The 16534-nt window shown below is 67.2% G+C and carries 16 protein-coding genes; 7 read left to right on the forward strand and 9 right to left on the reverse strand.

The window, feature by feature from the left end; all coding sequences use genetic code 11:
• Nucleotides 1-96: 96 nt before the first annotated feature.
• The 6 genes from E3O60_RS03725 to E3O60_RS03750 form a co-directional block, all read right to left on the reverse strand.
• Nucleotides 97-1857 (reverse strand): glycoside hydrolase family 35 protein, encoded by a 1761-nt coding sequence (locus E3O60_RS03725; protein ID WP_134409202.1) that lies wholly within the window; start codon nucleotides 1855-1857, stop codon nucleotides 97-99.
• A gap of 2 nt (nucleotides 1858-1859) precedes the next feature.
• Nucleotides 1860-4013: a beta-galactosidase gene (locus tag E3O60_RS03730; RefSeq protein ID WP_134409201.1), complete on the reverse strand. Its 2154-nt coding sequence runs from the start codon at nucleotides 4011-4013 to the stop codon at nucleotides 1860-1862.
• Nucleotides 4010-5542 carry an alpha-N-arabinofuranosidase gene (locus tag E3O60_RS03735; protein WP_198415684.1) on the reverse strand — a complete coding sequence of 511 codons (1533 nt, stop codon included), beginning with the start codon at nucleotides 5540-5542 and terminating at the stop codon, nucleotides 4010-4012. The genes E3O60_RS03730 and E3O60_RS03735 overlap by 4 nt, the downstream gene beginning before the upstream one ends.
• An 81-nt stretch (nucleotides 5543-5623) precedes the next feature.
• Nucleotides 5624-6976 (reverse strand): ABC transporter substrate-binding protein, encoded by a 1353-nt coding sequence (locus E3O60_RS03740; protein WP_088455137.1) that lies wholly within the window; start codon nucleotides 6974-6976, stop codon nucleotides 5624-5626.
• Nucleotides 6977-7056: 80 nt separating this feature from the next.
• Complete coding sequence (locus E3O60_RS03745; RefSeq protein WP_121678465.1) at nucleotides 7057-8004, reverse strand: carbohydrate ABC transporter permease; 948 nt, start codon at nucleotides 8002-8004, stop codon at nucleotides 7057-7059.
• 1 nt (nucleotide 8005) lies between these two features.
• On the reverse strand, nucleotides 8006-8956 hold the full coding sequence (locus E3O60_RS03750) for a carbohydrate ABC transporter permease (protein WP_088455136.1): 951 nt from the start codon (nucleotides 8954-8956) through the stop codon (nucleotides 8006-8008).
• A 205-nt stretch (nucleotides 8957-9161) separates the two neighbouring features.
• Between E3O60_RS03750 and E3O60_RS03755 the strand changes: the two genes are divergently transcribed.
• The 7 genes from E3O60_RS03755 to E3O60_RS03785 all read left to right on the forward strand — a co-directional run bounded on the left by E3O60_RS03755 (nucleotide 9162) and on the right by E3O60_RS03785 (nucleotide 14501).
• Nucleotides 9162-10151, forward strand: a complete 990-nt coding sequence (locus E3O60_RS03755) for a LacI family DNA-binding transcriptional regulator (RefSeq protein ID WP_088457843.1) — start codon at nucleotides 9162-9164, stop codon at nucleotides 10149-10151.
• A gap of 81 nt (nucleotides 10152-10232) precedes the next feature.
• Nucleotides 10233-10415, forward strand: a complete 183-nt coding sequence (locus E3O60_RS03760; RefSeq protein ID WP_134409200.1) for a hypothetical protein — start codon at nucleotides 10233-10235, stop codon at nucleotides 10413-10415.
• Between the two features lie 233 nt (nucleotides 10416-10648).
• Complete coding sequence (locus E3O60_RS18995) at nucleotides 10649-11377, forward strand: hypothetical protein (protein WP_166788942.1); 729 nt, start codon at nucleotides 10649-10651, stop codon at nucleotides 11375-11377.
• Nucleotides 11370-11786, forward strand: a complete 417-nt coding sequence (locus tag E3O60_RS03770; protein WP_103479822.1) for a phage holin family protein — start codon at nucleotides 11370-11372, stop codon at nucleotides 11784-11786. The genes E3O60_RS18995 and E3O60_RS03770 overlap by 8 nt, the downstream gene beginning before the upstream one ends.
• The gene (locus E3O60_RS03775; protein ID WP_088455132.1) at nucleotides 11783-12361 is read left to right on the forward strand and encodes a DUF3618 domain-containing protein; all 579 of its coding nucleotides are present in this window, start codon (nucleotides 11783-11785) and stop codon (nucleotides 12359-12361) included. Before E3O60_RS03770 ends, E3O60_RS03775 begins: the two co-directional genes overlap by 4 nt.
• 47 nt (nucleotides 12362-12408) lie before the next feature.
• Nucleotides 12409-13476: a YihY/virulence factor BrkB family protein gene (locus tag E3O60_RS03780; protein WP_241993197.1), complete on the forward strand. Its 1068-nt coding sequence runs from the start codon at nucleotides 12409-12411 to the stop codon at nucleotides 13474-13476.
• 56 nt (nucleotides 13477-13532) lie between these two features.
• A complete protein-coding gene (locus E3O60_RS03785) occupies nucleotides 13533-14501 on the forward strand; it encodes a manganese catalase family protein (protein ID WP_088455131.1) in 969 nt (322 codons plus the stop codon).
• Between the two features lie 111 nt (nucleotides 14502-14612).
• On the opposite strand, the gene E3O60_RS03790 is transcribed toward E3O60_RS03785, so the two are convergent.
• The 3 genes from E3O60_RS03790 to E3O60_RS03805 all read right to left on the reverse strand — a co-directional run bounded on the left by E3O60_RS03790 (nucleotide 14613) and on the right by E3O60_RS03805 (nucleotide 16384).
• Nucleotides 14613-15332, reverse strand: coding sequence for a hypothetical protein (locus E3O60_RS03790; RefSeq protein ID WP_166788949.1), 720 nt, complete (start codon nucleotides 15330-15332; stop codon nucleotides 14613-14615).
• Nucleotides 15333-15472: 140 nt separating this feature from the next.
• Nucleotides 15473-15796, reverse strand: coding sequence for an ATP-dependent DNA ligase (locus tag E3O60_RS03800; protein WP_088457841.1), 324 nt, complete (start codon nucleotides 15794-15796; stop codon nucleotides 15473-15475).
• A 171-nt stretch (nucleotides 15797-15967) separates the two neighbouring features.
• Complete coding sequence (locus E3O60_RS03805) at nucleotides 15968-16384, reverse strand: YccF domain-containing protein (protein ID WP_134497174.1); 417 nt, start codon at nucleotides 16382-16384, stop codon at nucleotides 15968-15970.
• Nucleotides 16385-16534: the final 150 nt, after the last annotated feature.

The raw sequence follows: 16534 nt of genomic DNA on the forward strand, positions 1-16534 counted from the left end.
CCGCCGAGCACGCGAGGCGGCGCAACTGTGCCCGAATCGGACAATTGCGCCCGGCGTACCGGGTGCAATTGTCCGCTCGGGGAACAGTTGGGCGGGCTAGAAGTCGGTGTGGCCGAGGTCGGGGCGGGGGACGAAGTGGGCGAGGGTGCTCTCGGTGCCGTGCAGGCAGAGGATGACCAGCTCGTTGTCGGCCCGCAGCACCGGACCGGGCACGTAGAGGGTGGTCTGCGGTCCACGGTCCCAGAACCGGCCGAGGTTGAACCCGTTGATCCAGACCTGGCCCTTGCCCCAGCCGGCGGTGCTGAGGAACAGGTCCTTGCCGGGCTCGGCGGTGAACCGGCCGCGCACGAACGCGGGACCGCTGAGCGAGCCGGAACCGGCGAGGTCGAGGGCGAAGCGGGCGCTGCCGGATGCGACGAACCCGTCGACGTCGAGCGGCAGCACCTGCCAGTCGGCCAGGGTGACACCGTCGAGGGTGGCCGGGCCGATCAGGCCCTTGTCCTCGCCGATGCGTGGGCCGTAGTTGACCCTGCCCTGGTCCTCCACGAGCAGGTCGAGGCGCTCCCCCGGCGGTAGGCCGATCGAGCGGTCATGGTGGTCGCGCTGCAGCACACCGACGGGGTCGCCGTCGACGAAAACCTGGGCGCGGTCGCGCACCTCGCCGAAGGACAGCACGCGGGCACCCGGAGTCAACCGGCTGCGGTACAGGGCGAACCCGGTGTACTGGCCGAGGGCATCCATGCTGGGCAGCCCGGCGGTCGGAGCGGCGCTTATGTCGGCCAGCTCGGGTAACGCGTCCCACAGCGAAACGAACTCGTCGAGGGCGACCTCGAAGGCCGGCGCGGGCGCGGCCGGGGCCGGCAACGACCCGGTCACCGGCGCGTACTTGGCGAGCACCTCGCGGAAGGCGAGGTACTTGGCTGTGACCTCACCGCTCTCCGAGAGGGGCGCGTCGTAGTCGTAAGAAGTGACCGTGGGCTGGAAGACACCCTTGTCGTTGGCGCCGTTGGTGAAGCCGAAGTTGGTGCCGCCGGTGAACATGTACAGCGACACACTGGCGCCGGTGGCGAGCAGGTCGTCGAGCTCGCGGGCGGAGTCCTCCGCGGAAGTGGTGTGGTGGTGCGCACCCCAGTGGTCGAACCAGCCGTTCCAGAACTCGGCGCACATCAGCGGTCCGGTCGGCTGGTGGCGGCGGAGCACGGCCAGGCGCTCGGTAGCGCGGGAGCCGAACGAGCCGGTTTTGTGCAACTCGGGCAGGCTGCCGTCGGAGAGCATCTGGTCGGTGGGCTGGTCGATGGTGGTCAGCGGCACCGTGATGCCGCCGGCCCGGTTGAGCTCGACGAGCGCGCGCAGGTAATCCTTGTCGTCGCCGTAGGCGCCGTACTCGTTCTCGATCTGCACCAGGATGACCGGGCCGCCCCGGTCGATCTGCCGGGACGCCACGATCGGCAGCAGCTGCTCGAAGTACTCGGCCACGGCCGCCATATAGAGCGGCTCGTTCCGCCGCACCCCCACGGCCGGGTCGGTGAACAGCCAGCCGGGCAGGCCGCCGTTGTCCCACTCGGCGCAGATGAACGGGCCGGGCCGCACGATGGCGTACATGCCCTCGGCGGCGATCAGGTCGAGAAAACGGGCCAGGTCGAGCTGGCCCTCGGTGTCGAAACCGCCACGAGCCGGCGAGTGCGCGTTCCAGGCCACGTAGGTCTCGATGGTGTTCAGGCCCATCAGGCGGGCCTTGTGGATGCGGTCGGCCCAGTGATCCGGGTGCACCCTGAAATAGTGGATGGCCCCGGCGAGCACCCGGAACGGCTCACCGTTGAGGAGGAAGTGCTCGTCGCCGATCTCGAACGCGCCCATGATCAGGCCGCCGTTCGGGCGCGGCCGAGCACGGCGACGCCGGTGGCCGGGAGGGTGAGCGAGTCCGCGGCGAGGGTGCTGCCGCCGAGGTCGACGGCCACGAGCGTGCCATCGGCCTTGCCCAGCGGCACGGTCACGGCCTTGTCGGAGTGGTTGATGTAGAAGAGATAGTCCATGTCGTCGGACTGGCGCACGGCGAGCTGCACGATGCCGTGCGCGTCTCTCGGCAGCGGCGAGACGATGTGGGCGGCGGCGGCGAACCGGCCGACCAAAGCCACCAACGCGTCGGGGTCGAGGACCGTGGCGACGAAGCTGGCCCGGCCGCCGGACTCGGTCGAGACCACGCGGCTGGTCACCGCCGGCACACCGGGGAACGGGCCGTCCTGGAAGCGGGCGAGCACCTGGACATCGGAGGCCACGGTGACGTCGTGGGTGAGCAGCGACCCGGTTGACCCGGCCGGCAGGTCGCCGGACAGGCCGACGGTCTGGCCCGGCTGCAGGCCGCCGAACTCCTCGGCGCGCACGCCGAGCAGCTCGCGGAACGCGCCGGGGTAACCGCCGGGGTGGATGTGGTCGTCGGCGTCGGCAATGCCGGAGAACACGCCGACCACCAGGTGGCCGCCGGTGCGGGCGTAGTCGGCCAGGGCATCCGCCAGCGGCTGCGGCACTATGTAGAGCATCGGCGCGATGACGAGGTCGTACCCGGCGAGGCCGTGACCGTTCAGCACCGACCGGGCCGGCACAATGTCGGCCTGCAGGCCATTGGTGAGCGCGGCGGTGTACCAGGCCATGGCCTCGGCCTTGTAGCGCAGCAGCTCGGTGGGGTGCGAGTCGAGTTCGGAGGCCCACCAGGAGTCCCAGTCGAAGAGGATTCCGATGCGGGCCTGCTTGGTGCGGCTGCCGGCGACCTCTGCCAGGGAAGCGAGTTCGCCGCCGAAGCGGGTGACGCTCCGGAACACCGAGCTGTTCTCCCCCGCGTGCGGGAGCATCGCGGAGTGGAACTTCTCGGCGCCGGCCAAGGACTGGCGCCACTGGAAGAAGCAGATCGCGTCGGCGCCGTGGGCCAGGTGGGTGAGGCTGTCCCGGCGCAGCTGGCCGGGGGTTTTGGCCTGGTTCACCGGCTGCCAGTTGACGGCGCTGGTGGAGTGCTCCATCAGGAACCACGGCGCCCGGCCGGATATCTGGCCGGTGAGGTTGGCCGAGAACGACAGCTCCTCGAACGCGGCGGGGTCGGCCACGAGCAGGTAGTGGTCGTTGGAGACCAGGTCGATCTCGCCGGCCCAGTCGGCGTAATCCATGCCGCGGGACTCGCCCATCACCATGAAGTTGGTGGTGATCGGCACGTCGGGCGTGATCTGGCGCAGGATCTCCCGCTCGGCGACGAGGTAGCCCTTGAGGGCGTCGCTCGAGAACCGGGCGAAGTCGAGCTGCTGGGTGGGGTTCGGATGCGTCGCGGCCAGCCGCGGCGGCAGGATCTGGTTCCAGGAGGTGTAGTTCTGCGACCAGAAGGCGGTGCCCCAGGCCCGGTTGAGTTCGGTGAGAGTGCCGTAGCGGGCCTCGAGCCAGGCGCGGAACGCCGCTGCCGCGTCGTCCGAGAAGTCGTAGACGTTGTGGCAGCCGAGCTCGTTGCTGATGTGCCACATCGACAGGGCCGGGTGGTTGGCGTAGCGCTCGGCCATTTTCTCGACCAGGGCCAGCGCGTAGCGGCGGAACACCGGTGAGGTGGGGCGCCACTGCTGGCGGCCGCCGGGCCAGATGGTTTCGCCGACCCGGTTCACCGGCAGCACCTCCGGGTGCAGCTCGGTGAGCCACGGCGGCGGGCTGGCGGTGGCGGTGGCCAGGTCGACGGCGATGCCGTTGGCGTGCAGCAGATCGATGGCGCGGTCGAGCCAACCGAAATCCCAGCTGTCCGGGGTGGGCTGCAGCAGCGCCCAGGAGAAGATGCCGACGCTGACGATGTTGACACCGGCCTCGCGCATCAGGCGCATGTCTTCGGCCCAGACCTCTTCGGGCCACTGTTCGGGGTTGTAGTCGGCGCCGTAGCCGATGCGGGCGGCGTCGGCGGGCAGGCTCTCGGTGCCGTCGGCGAGGGTGTGCGCCTCGGGCCAGCGCACCCAGCGATGCTCGTTGGTCGAGACCGTGCTCACGGCGCTCATGCTGCAGCCTTGGCGGCCAGACGCACGATCGACCAGGACAGCGCGGGCAGCACGACCGTGGCGGCGGTGCCGTCGTCGGCCAGTGTCACGTCCGTCAAGTCGACCGGGTGCACGGTGTCTTGATGATCAACAGTGTTGGTGGCGAACCGGTCCCCACCCTCCGGCGCGAACAGGCTCTGCGCTGAGAGCACCGAGTCGGCGGGGGCGCCGGCCAGGTCTACCTCGAGGGTGAGCGGGTCGGAGCTGGAACGGTTGACAAGGAACAAGACGATCTCCTCGTCGGTAGCGGTCACCGCGGCATCCGATAGGTCGACGGTGCCGTGTTCCCTGGTGTCGTAGGTGTCGGAGTGGATGGTGGCGGCCAGCACGTCGCCGTGGGCGGCGGTTGCGGTGAGGGCGAACGGGAAGAAGGTGGTCTGGCGCCAGGCCGGACCGTTGGGCTCGGAACGGATCGGCGCGATGACGTTCACGAGCTGGGCGAGGTTGGCCATGCTGACCCGATCGCTGTTCCGCAGCAGGGAGATCAGCAGGGACCCCACCACCACGGCGTCGCTGACGTTGTATTCGTCCTCGATCAGGCGCGGCTGCGTGTTCCAGTCGCCGGTGAACAGGGGTTCCTTGTCGACCTCGTTGAACCGGGTCTGGTACCAGACGTTCCACTCGTCGACGCTGATGCCGATGGATTTGTCGAGGCCCTGCGCCACGGTGACCTCGTCGATGATGTGGGCGACGTCGCCGATGAAGCGGTCAAGGCCCACGCCGGAGGCGAGGAAACTGCCGAGGTCGCCGGGCTTTTCCTCGTAATAGGCGTGCAGGGAGATGTGGTCGACGAGCTCCGCGGTGTGCTCGAGAACGGTGCGTTCCCAGCTGCCGAAGGTGGGCATCTCGGCGTTGGAGCTGCCGGCGACGACGAGTTCGATGGTGGGGTCGACCCACTTCATCACGCGGGCGGTTTCGGCGGCGAGGCGGCCGTATTCCTCTGCGGTCTTGTGGCCGATCTGCCAGGGGCCGTCCATCTCATTGCCCAGGCACCAGACGCGGATGCCGAACGGTTCGGTGCGGCCGTTGGCCTGGCGCTGGCCGCTGAGCGCGGTGCCGGCCGGGTGGTTGGAGTATTCGAGCAGGGCGGCGGCCTCGGTGATGCCCCGGGTGCCCAGGTTCACGGCCTGCATGATCTCGACGCCGGCGCTCTCGGCCCAGTCGGCGAATTCGTGCAGGCCAACCTCGTTGGTCTCCACGGAGTGCCAGGCCACGTCCAGGCGCGTGGGGCGGTCGGGTCCGACGCTGTCTTCCCAGCGGAAACCCGATACGAAGTTGCCGCCCGGGTAGCGGATCAGGCTGGGGTTCAGCTCACGCACGAGGTCCAGCACGTCTTGGCGGAAGCCATCCGCGGTCGCGGTGGGGTGCCCGGGTTCGTAGATACCCGTGTACACCGAACGGCCCATGTGCTCGACGAACGAACCGAAGAGCCGGGGTGAGACGGGGGCCACGATGTCGTCGCGGGAGATGCTGAGCCGGGCGTGAAACACGAAGGAGATCCTCTGGTTGGAAGCTGATGGTGCGCAAAGGGTGGGCCGTCCGGTCGGACGGGCCCACCCTGTGCCGCTGCGTTACTCGGTGACCGTGAAGCCCTGCTCGTTGCCGTAAGCGACGATGGCCTTCTGCCAGTCGGTCAGGCCCGTGTTGAGGTCGGACTTGTCGGCGTAGGACTGGCCGACGGTGTCGGAGAAGATGCTGTTCGAGTAGACCTGGAACGGCAGGTAGCTCCAGCCTTCGACGACGTCCTTGGCGGACTGGACGAGGACCTCGTTGATCTTCTGGCCGCCGAAGTACTCGCTCTCGGCGCCGAGGAACTCCTCGGACTCGAGGTCGGCGACGGTGGAGGGGAAGCCGCCGGCGTCGATGGAGATCTGGGTGCCTTCACCGGAGTTCATGAACTCGACGAAGCCGGCCGCGGCGAGCTTGTTCTTGCTCTGGGCGAGCACGGCGTCGCCGCCGCCACCGTTCTCGGCGCTGGCGGTGTCGCCGGCCTCATAGACGGGCAGCGGGGCCACACGCCAGTTTCCGGAGGCTTCCGGCACGCCGGATTCCAGGTTGCCGGGCATCCAGGCGCCGATGTTGAGGGTGGCGATGGTGCCGTCGCCCAGACCCCGGTACCACTCGTCGCTCCAGCTGGTGGTCGGTGCGATGAGGTCCTTCTCGATCAGCTGGTTCCAGGTGTCGGCGAACTTCTTCGACCCCTCGTCCTGCAGGTTGATCTCGACGTTCGTGGAGTCGGTGGTGGTGAACGGCTGGCCGCCGGCCTGCCAGATCATGCTGGTGGCGAAGCCCGCGTCGCCGGTGTCGTTGGTGATGTAGGCGTTCGGGTTGGCCGCGTGGAGTTTCTCGGCGGTGGCGATGTACTCGTCCCAGGTGGTGGGCACGGTCAGGCCGTACTGGTCGAACACGGCCTGGTTGTAGAACATGGCCATGGGGCCGGAGTCCTGTGGCAGGGCGTAGACGCCGCCGTCGAGGTTCACCGATCCCCAGGTGCTGGCGGTGTACTGGTCCTCGAGGGAGTCCAGACCGAAGTCGCTCAGGTCGACGAGGGCCTCGGAGAGAGCGAACTGCGGCAGCGCGTAGTACTCGATCTGGGCCACGTCGGGTGCGCCGGAGCCGGCCTTGATGGCGTTCTGCAGCTTGATGTACTGGTCGTTGCCGGTGCCGGCGTTGACCACGTCGACCGTGACGTTGGGGTACTTCTTTTCGAATGCGGTGGCGATGTCTTCCACGGCCGGGGCCCAGGCCCAGACGGTGAGGGTGGTCTCCTCCTGCAGAGCGGCCTCGATGTCGGCGGCGGTGCCGGTCTCGGCTCCGCCTCCGCCGGTGGAGGCGCAGGCGGCCAGGGAGACGCTCAGGGCGAGTCCGGTGGCGACGGCGAGTGCGGTGCGGCGCAGGCGCGTGTTGCTGTGTGGTGCTTTCATTGGGGTGCCTTTCACTTCCTTGTAAACGGATGTTCGGTGCTGCGGATGACGGATGGTGCGGGGGTGGAACGGTAGTGGGGCTACGACTTGACGGAGCCGGCGGCGAGGCCGGACTGCCAGTAGCGCTGGAGGAACAGGAACGCCACGACGATCGGCACGATCGTGAGCAGCGACCCGGTGATGACGAGGTTGTAGATGACGTCGCCGCCCACGGTCTGGGCCTGCATGTTCCACTGCTTCAGGCCCACGGTCAGCGGGTACCAGGTGGGTTCGCTGAGCATGATCAGGGGCAGGAAGTAGTTGTTCCAGGTGGCCACGAGGGTGAACAGGAGCACCGTGACGAGGCCGGGAGCCAGCAGCTTGAGCGAGATGGTGAAGAAGGTGCGGAACTCGCCCGAACCATCCATTCGCGCGGCCTCGAGAACCTCGGTGGGCACCGCGTCCATGGCGTAGGTCCAGATCAGGTAGAGGCCGAACGGGCTGATCAGCGAGGGCAGGATGACCGCCCACGGGGTGTTGGTGAGACCCATCTGACTGAACATGAGGAAGGTCGGCACCGCCAGGGCCGTGCCGGGGATGGCCACGGCGCCGAGCACGACCGCGAAGACGGCCTTCTTGCCGGGGAAGTTGAACTTGGCCAGGCCGTAGCCGCCGAGCGCCGCGAGGAAGGTGGCGCCGCCGGCGCCGACGACGACGTAGAGCACCGTGTTGCCGAACCAGCGCACGAAGACGCCGTCGTTGTAGGTGAGGGTGGCGACGATGTTGTCCCAGAGGGCGAAGTCGCCCGAGAACCAGAGGCCGAACGAGTTGAGCAGCTCGGCCTGGGTCTTGGTGGAGTTCACGAACAGCCAGAACAGGGGCAGCAGGCTGTAGATCAGCAGGGCGCCCATGATGATGGTGAGAATGATGGACTTCTTGGTGTGCAGGCCCTGGGTGGACTTGCCGGCCTTCTTCTCGCTGGTGTAGCGGGACATCCGCGGGGCTTTCGCCCGTGCGGCGGGGGCGTGGGTCTGGTCAGTCGTCGACATGTCAGGCCTCCTTCCTGGAACCGGAGTTCTGCACGATGTAGGCGATCACGGCGGTGATGAGGCCGACGATGATCGCGATGGTGGCCGAGTAGTTGTACTGCTGACCCGAGAACGACAGGTTGTAGGCGTACATGTTCGGCGAGAAATAGGTGGAGATGGTGTTGGGTGCCAGAGACTGCAGGATGCTGGGCTCGTTGAACAGCTGGAAGCTACCGATCACGCTGAAGATGCCGCCGATGACGATGGCGGGGCGGAGCGCCGGCATCTTGATGCTGCGGATGATGCGGAACGCGTTGGCGCCGTCGAGCGAGGCGGCCTCGTAGAGATCGGTGGGGATCACTCGGAGGGCGGCGTAGAACAGGATCATGTTGTAGCCGATGAATTCCCAGGTGACGATGTTGCCGATCGCGGCGAGCACCCAGGTGTTGCCCAGCGGGTTGGGGATGGCGATCGAGAAGAACTCATTGAGATTGCCGACCAGGCCGAACTTGGTGCCGTACATGAAGCCCCACATGAGCGTTGCGACCACGGCGGGAACCGCGTACGGCAGGAAGATCGCGATGCGGAAGAAGCTGGACAGGTGCAGGCGGGCACTGTCGATGGCGAGGGCGGCGAAGAGTGCGATGCCGAGCATGATCGGCACCTGCACGACGAAGAACAGGGTGACCCGGCCCATCGACTCCCAGAACTTGGGATCGGTGAGCGCCTGGCCGTAGTTCTCGAAGCCGACGAAGGAGTTGCCGCCGACGAGCTGGTCCTTGAAGAAGGACAGGTAAATCGAGTACAGCACCGGGGCGATCAGCACGAGGGCGAAAACGATCATGAACGGGCCGATGAACTTCCAGCCGGTCCAGTCGCGCTTCTGCACGTGGGGCTTGGGCTTGCGGCGGTTCGGCTGGGCCCGTGCACTGCGTGTCTGGCCACTGGGGGGGAGTGTTGACAGCGTCGTCATGCCTTTTTCTCTGACTCGGTATGGTGATGCAACGGACGGTGAATCTGACGGCATGTTTACGTAAACATGACGTGTAAGCACGCTAGCATGTTTACGTAAACATACGGAAATCTTTTTTCGGGACCGGGGAGGGCACGTGGCAACGGCGAGCACGACAGACAGTTCTTCGGCCGCTCCCACGGCCCGCGCGCAGCGCCTGCCGTCGATGGCGGATGTGGCGGCGCTGGCCGGCGTCTCCTCCCAGACCGTCTCCCGGGTGGTGAACGGTCGCAGCAACGTCGACGCCGACACCCGCGACCGGGTGCTCGCCGCCATGGACGAGATCGGCTACCGGCCCAACAGCGCCGCCCGCGCGCTGAAGTCGGGCAAGTTCAGCACCATCGGCGTGATCATGTTCGGCCTGTCCAGCTTCGGCAACATGCGCACCCTCGACGCTGTTGCCACGGCCTCCGCCGAGGCCGGCTACTCGATCACCCTGATCCCGGTGGCGCTGCCCACCCAGGGCGCCGTCGCCGGCGCTGTGAACCGGCTCGCCGAGCAGGCCGTGGACGGCATCGTGATCATTATGGAAGCGCACATCCTGGACCGGATCGACGTGACCGTGCCGACCGGGCTGCCCGTCGTGATCGTCGATTCCGATGCCGGCGAACGCTACACGGTGGTCGACACCGACCAGACCGAGGGTGCTCGGCTGGCCACCCAGCACCTGCTCGACCTCGGGCACCGCACGGTCTGGCACATCGCCGGGCCGGAGTCGTCGTTCTCGGCCGGGCGCCGCACGGCATCCTGGCGGGCCACGTTGAAGGCGGCCGGCGCCCCGGTGCCGCCCGTGCTCGAGGGCGACTGGAGCGCGCAGAGCGGCTACCGGCACGGGGTGGCGCTGGCCGCCGACCCGTCGGTGACGGCGATTTTCGCCTCCAACGACCAGATGGCCCTCGGCGTGATGCGGGCGATGCACGAGGCCGGCCGCTCGGTTCCGGCTGGCGTGAGCGTGGTCGGCTTCGACGATATGCGCGAGGCGGATGCCTTCTGGCCGCCGCTGACCACCGTGCACCAGGACTTCGGCCAAGTGGGGCGGCTCTGCATCGAGAAGCTGCTGCGCCAGATCGACTCCCCCGCGGCCGTAGGCCCCGGTACGACAATCGTGCCCACGCACCTCGTCGTGCGGGCGAGCACCGCGCCACCGCCCCGCTAGGCACCCGGCCCGGGGGTCCCGGGCGGTCGCGCGCCCGCAAAGGCGGAGTTTTGCGGGGCACGCCGCGCCACGGGCCGGCGGATGCGGCGGGTCCGCAATTTCTCCACCCGCTACCTCCTCTACGAGGGGCTCGGTCGCCGGGTGTTGCGGCTCACGCAGCGCCACATTCTCGACGAGTGGGAGACCACGTTCCTCGTGATCAAGCGCGTCGTCGAGGATGCTCAGCGGGAGCAACAGAGGCGACACGAGCGCCCGCTGGAGTGACGGGAGGATACCCCCCATTGTGGGGTATCCGCTACCCCCTCCAACGTTGCTGCGTAAAGTCCCGCACCCCTTAAATAGACGGCAAAATCAGCGATTCGTCACGGAAAAAACTTAATTTCGCGGGTTCTCTCAGAGTGCTTGTAATCGCGGCTCGCAAGACAAAGGATATTCCCGAACACGACACTGACGTCGATGCCGGGCGTCGTGCACACCCCGATCTATCTAGGAGAGTCATGTCGAATACATACCCAGCATCCGTCCCGGGAAACCCCGACCTGGACACCAGCACGGCGTCCGACAGCGGAGCCGGCCCCGATGCCAAAGAACGCGCCACCGAGGTGAAGGACACCTCGGTCGCCGCTGGCCAGCACGTCGCCGGCATCGCCAAGGACGAGTTGCACAAGGTCGGCAGCGAGACCAAGCAGCAAGCCAAGGACCTCTATCGCCAGACGCAGGGCGAACTCGCCGACCAGGCGGCCGCACAACAGAAGCGGGTCGCCGCCGGTCTCCGTTCCCTGGGCGACGAGCTGGGTGCGATGGCCGATAAGTCCGATACTCAGGGTGTAGCCAGCGATATCGCCCACCAGGCCGCCTCGCGTGCTGCCGGAATCGCCGACTGGCTCGACCAGCGCGACCCGGGCGCCCTCCTCGACGAGGTCAAGGGCTACGTCCGGCGCAGCCCCGGCATGTTCATCGGCATCGCCGCCGTCGCCGGTGTAGTGGCCGGTCGCCTGACCCGCTCGGTCATCGCCGAGGCCAAGGACTCCTCCGAGACCGCCTCGACGGGCAGCAGTACCCCGGCCACCGCGCCCACCGGCGTCGGAACCGAGTTCGGCACCGGCGCCACCACCGGAATCGACACGGCCTTCGACACCCCCACCACGCCCACCGGCACCGCCACCGGCGTAGGCACCCCGCTCACGGCGGAGTACCCGAATTACACGGAGAACCGCAATGACTGACATGCCCACGCCTTCTGAACGCAAGGCCGAAGAGACCTCGCTGGGCGATCTGCTCAGTGAGGTGACACGCGACGTGTCTACTCTCATGCGCCAGGAGGTCGAACTGGCCAAGGCCGAGTTACGGCAGTCGGCCACTCGCGCCGGCAAAGGAGCCGGACTGCTCGGCGGAGCCGGCTATGCCGCCCACCTGACGGTGTTGTTCCTGTCGTTCGCGGCCTGGTGGGGGCTCGGACACGTCATCGACATCGCCTGGGCGGCCGTGATCGTTGCCGTCGTCTGGGGCATCGTGGCCGCCGTGCTCTACTCGCGCGGGCGCAAAGAGATGAAGACCATCACGGGAGCGCCCAAGACAGTCGATTCCCTGAAGCAGATTCCTGACGCACTAAAACGAAATGAGGAAAACCGATGAGCACCTATGACGAATCCAGCACCGACCCCGAGGTTCTTCGGAGCCAAATCGAAGACACCCGACGGGGCCTCGGCGCCGATGTCGACGCCCTTGCCGACAAGGTAACGCCCAGCAAGATCATGGACCGCCAGAAGGACAAGGTGCGGGGCGTGTTCAGCTCGGCCAAGGACAAGGTCATGGGCACCGCTTCCGACCTGGGCGGTTCGGTGAGCGGAGCGACCGGTAACGTATCGGGCGCCGCTCACGACGCGGCCTCCCAGGTCAAGGGCAACCCGCTGGCGGTGGGTCTCATCGCATTCGGCGTGGGTTGGCTCGCGTCGTCTCTCCTGCCCGCCAGCACCGTCGAGAAGAAGGTCGCGGCGAACGTGAAGGAGGCCGCTGAGCCACTGACCCAGGAGGTCACCGACGCGGCGAAGCAGATGGGCGAGAACCTCAAGCAGCCCCTCGCCGACGCCGCCGATGCTGTCAAGGGCACGGCCACGGATGCCGCCGACACCGTCAAGTCCGAGACGGGGTCGTCCGCTGACGAGGTGCGCGACACCGCCAAGCACGCCGGGCAGGGCACCGTCGGCTGACGGAGTCACCCGCACCAACCGCTAGATGATCACGAGGAGTAGTACCGGTGGCCCGCAACGACGCCCGTAGCAAGAGGAACAGCGCTCCCTCGCCCGACGATCCACGCAAGCCGGATTCGCCGGGCGAGGTGAAGAAGCCGTCCTGGAAGTACGCGATGCGCAAGACCATGCGCGAATTCACCGCCGACCAATGCACCGACATCGCCGCGTCGCTGACGTACTACGCGGTGCTGGCGTTGTTCCCGGCGCTGATCGCGTTGATCTCTCTCCTGGGCGTGTTCGGTCAGGGCGAGCGGTCCACCGACACCATCCTCGACCTCGTCAACGAGGTCGCCCCCGGCGGCACGGCCGACGTACTGCGCGAACCGCTCGAACAGTTCAGCTCGTCACCGGCCGCCGGGTTCGCCCTGGTCTTCGGCATCGTGCTGGCTATCTGGTCGGCATCCGGCTACGTCGGCGCGTTCAGCCGGGCCATGAACCGGATCTACGAGATCGAGGAGGGCCGGCCGTTCTGGAAGCTGCGCCCGATGCAGCTGGTGGTGACCATCGTCACCATCCTGCTGATCCTCATCATGGTCGTGGTCCTGATCGTGTCGGGGCCCGTCACCGATGCCGTCAGCAGTGCCCTGGGCCTCGGCGAAACCGTGCAGACAGTGTGGTCCATCCTCAAGTGGCCGATCCTGGCTCTGGCCGCTGTGCTGATCATCGCAATCCTCTACTACGCCACCCCGAACGCCAAGCAGCCGAAATTCCGTTGGATCAGCTTGGGCGCGCTGCTGGCGTTGGTGGCCCTGGTGATCGCGTCGTTCCTGTTCGGTCTCTACGTCACCAACTTCTCCAACTACGACCGCACCTACGGCTCGCTCGCCGGTGTCGTGGTGTTCCTGCTCTGGCTCTGGATCGCCAACCTTGCCCTGCTGTTCGGCGCCGAGTTCGACGCCGAACTCGAGCGGACCCGCCAACTGCAGGCGGGTATCAAGGCGGAGGAAGACATTCAGCTGCCACCGCGGGACACCCGCAAGAGCGACAAAACCGCCGAGAAGGAACGTGCCGACATCATTGCGGGGCGGCGCCTGCGCGAGGACAGCGCGGAACGCCACGACACCAAGAGCTGATCCCGACACGATCCGAATCCGACCGTTGATCCACCACGTCCCAGGAAAGGACAATTATGTATTTCCACGTGCAACGACTCATCCACGACATCGCGCAGGACGAGCCGGATCCGGCAGCGGCCAACGCACTGCAGGAGGGCCTCGGCGGCCAGTTCGGCGAGATGCGCACCATGATGCAGTACTTGTTCCAGTCGATGAACTTCCGTGGGCCCGCGGCGAAGCCGTACCGCGACCTGATTCAGGGCATCGGCACCGAAGAGATCAGCCACGTGGAACTGATCGGCACCACCATCTCCCGTCTGGTGGACGGCTCGCCGCGCTACCAGGGCAAGGTCACCGACCCGCTGGACAAGGCCGGCTCGGGCGGAGCGATCCCGCTGGAGATCGCCCTCGACCAGGGCAACATCCACCACTACCTGGTGGGTGCGCAGGGTGCGCTGCCGGTGGACGCCGTGGGCAACCCGTGGAGCGGCAGCTACGTGTACAACTCCGGCAACCTGGTGCTCGACCTGCTCTACAACCTGATGTTGGAGTCCACCGGCCGACTGCAGAAGTGCCGCATCTACGAGATGACCGCGAACAAGACTGCACGCTCCACCATCGCTTACCTCATCGTGCGGGACCAGGCTCACGAGAACGCGTACGCCAAGGCGCTCGAGACCCTGGGTGTGCACTGGAACACTCTGCTGCCGATCCCGAAGACCAACGCGGAGAAGTTCCCCGAGGTGAAGAAGCTGCTCGACCTCAACCTGCACAGCAAGCAGTACACCTTCGACCTCGCCGGCCAGTCGGAGGCGGGCAAGATCTTCCAGGGTATGTCCCCCTCCAAGGACGGCACGAACCTGGTCGCCGACGAACAGGCTCCTGAGGGTGTGCCGTCGGTGATCGCCGGCGAAAGGATGGAGGAGTTCGCCCCCGGGTTGGATCCGGCTCTGATGGAGCTGATCCAAGCCACCGCCGACATGGAGATGGCCGAGGTGGACGTGTCGTTCGGCCCGGCGAAGGCCGCGCCGAAGACCAAGTAAGAGCCGATGCCGCCTTACCGGCCGGCAGACCAAAGGGCCCCGGGACTGTGTCACCGGGGCCCTTCACTCTCGCCAGGGTAGGCGAATCAGCTCAGCGTGAGCGGGTTCCGCTCACTTGCCGAGGCCGACCTTGTCGACCCTGTGGTGGAACCGCATGCCGGCGAGGCCGCCGAGCATCGCGCCGCCGAGGCTGACGATGGCGATCGCAACGGCCGTGAGGATACTGCCCAGGGCCAGGTCGCCCTCCTGGACCGGGATCCGCGGGAAGCTGTTGAGGTTGGCGAGCACATTGAACTGGCTTCCCGCGATAGCGGCCACAATGGCCAGAACCACGGCCACGATCAGAGCCCACAGCCACACGGCGATGCCCTGCTTTGCGCCACTGAACCGCGCCATTCGGCCGGCGACATAGCCTCCGCAGAAGTAGGACACGAAGACGACGACGGCCAGGGCGATGGCACCGATCAGGCCGACGGTCGAGGCGTTCTCGGCCGCGGCATCCGCCGTCTGAGCGGGGTCGGCCTGGTTTCCGAGGCCGACGGCTGCGCCGGCACCGGCTACCAGCGCGGTGAGGAGCACGGCTGCGCCGGTGGCGGTGAGCCAGCCGAAGAAGGCCGTGCCGAACTTCATGCCGCCGAACTGCGCCTTCTGCTTGGCGACGACTTCCTGGCGGATGGTGGTGCCCGAGGTCGCCGGCGATGCGACGGGTTCGACGGGGTCGGGTGCCGTGGGACGCGAGTCGTGGGGGGCCGTGGGGCGCTGGTCGTTGGGTGCCGTGGGGCGCTGGTCGTTGGGTGTCATGGGGCGCGGGTCGTTGGGTGCTGACGTCATGATGTTCTCCTCTGAAGGATGGTGCGGGGTGCGGTGGGAAATCCTGTCGGGCATCCGCCTGACATGCTCTGCTGCTTCTAAGACGGTCCGAACCCCGCACCTGTCATGCTCCAGCGTGAAGAAATCTCACTCCGGCCTGGTCAGTCGGTGTGATTCTGGTCGGCATCCTGACCACGCGGTTCGCTGCTCAACAGCAACCCGTCTGCACTGTCGGCCGACGTCGCGAGCACCTCTATCCAGGCCCGGTTGAGCCCGGGGGTCGTGGTCCCGGTGAACTTGAAATACAGCGGGATGCCGGGGTGCAGCCACAGACTGGGCTGCGCCTCGTCTGGCGCGGCCGGGTCGCTCCAGAAGAGGGCGAAGCTCTCGCCGCGGCGAAGCTTGGAGCCGATGACGCTCTGCAAGTGCACCAGCGCGCGGTCCTCGAAATCGACCTCGGTGGCGCCGGAGATGAGCTTTCCCATGTCCATTTCCCCTTAGGGCTCTCGCTGCCCTGTCCTGGATGGCGGGCACCGCTATGGGTAGGACGGTGGCGGGTCGTCAAACGTCACGCCGAATCGGAAAATCGCCCACCGGGCACGGCGGTCCGGTGCCTCCGGACGCGCGGCTTGCGCTGGCCCGCCGGGGTGGTTCGGCTAGGCCGGGGTGCGCTGGGCCCGGGCCTGGACGAACGCGCCGCCGCCGATGGGCACGATTTCCTTGCCGAGCGGCGCGAGGGAGATCGGCACCATCTTGAAGTCGGCGATGCCCAGCGGGATGCCGATGATGGTGATGCAGAGTGCGATGCCCGACACGATGTGGGCCAGGGCGAGCCACCAGCCGGCCAGGATCACCCAGATCACGTTGCCGAGGAACGAGAAGGCTCCGCTCGACGGCTTGGCGACGACGGTGCGGCCGAACGGCCAGAGCGCATAACCGGCGATGCGGAACGACGCGATGCCCCACGGAATCGTGATGATCAGGATGCAGAGCACAATGCCGGCGGCGACATAGCCGAGGAACAGCCAGAAGCCGGAGAGGACGAGCCAGATCAGGTTGAGGAGTGTGCGCACGCCGGAATTCTACTCGCGGTCGGCCCGTCGGCATCCGTTGCTCGGCGTAGACCGACAGCAAAGGCGGAGATTCTCGGGACACGCCGCGCTGCGTGGCAGCGGTGCGGCGTGTCGGGTGAATCTCCGCCTTTAGGTCTGGACGAGCTCGAC

This window comes from Cryobacterium sp. TMB1-7 (assembly GCF_004402435.1).
In the GTDB taxonomy this organism is placed as follows: Bacteria; Actinomycetota; Actinomycetes; order Actinomycetales; family Microbacteriaceae; genus Cryobacterium; species Cryobacterium zongtaii.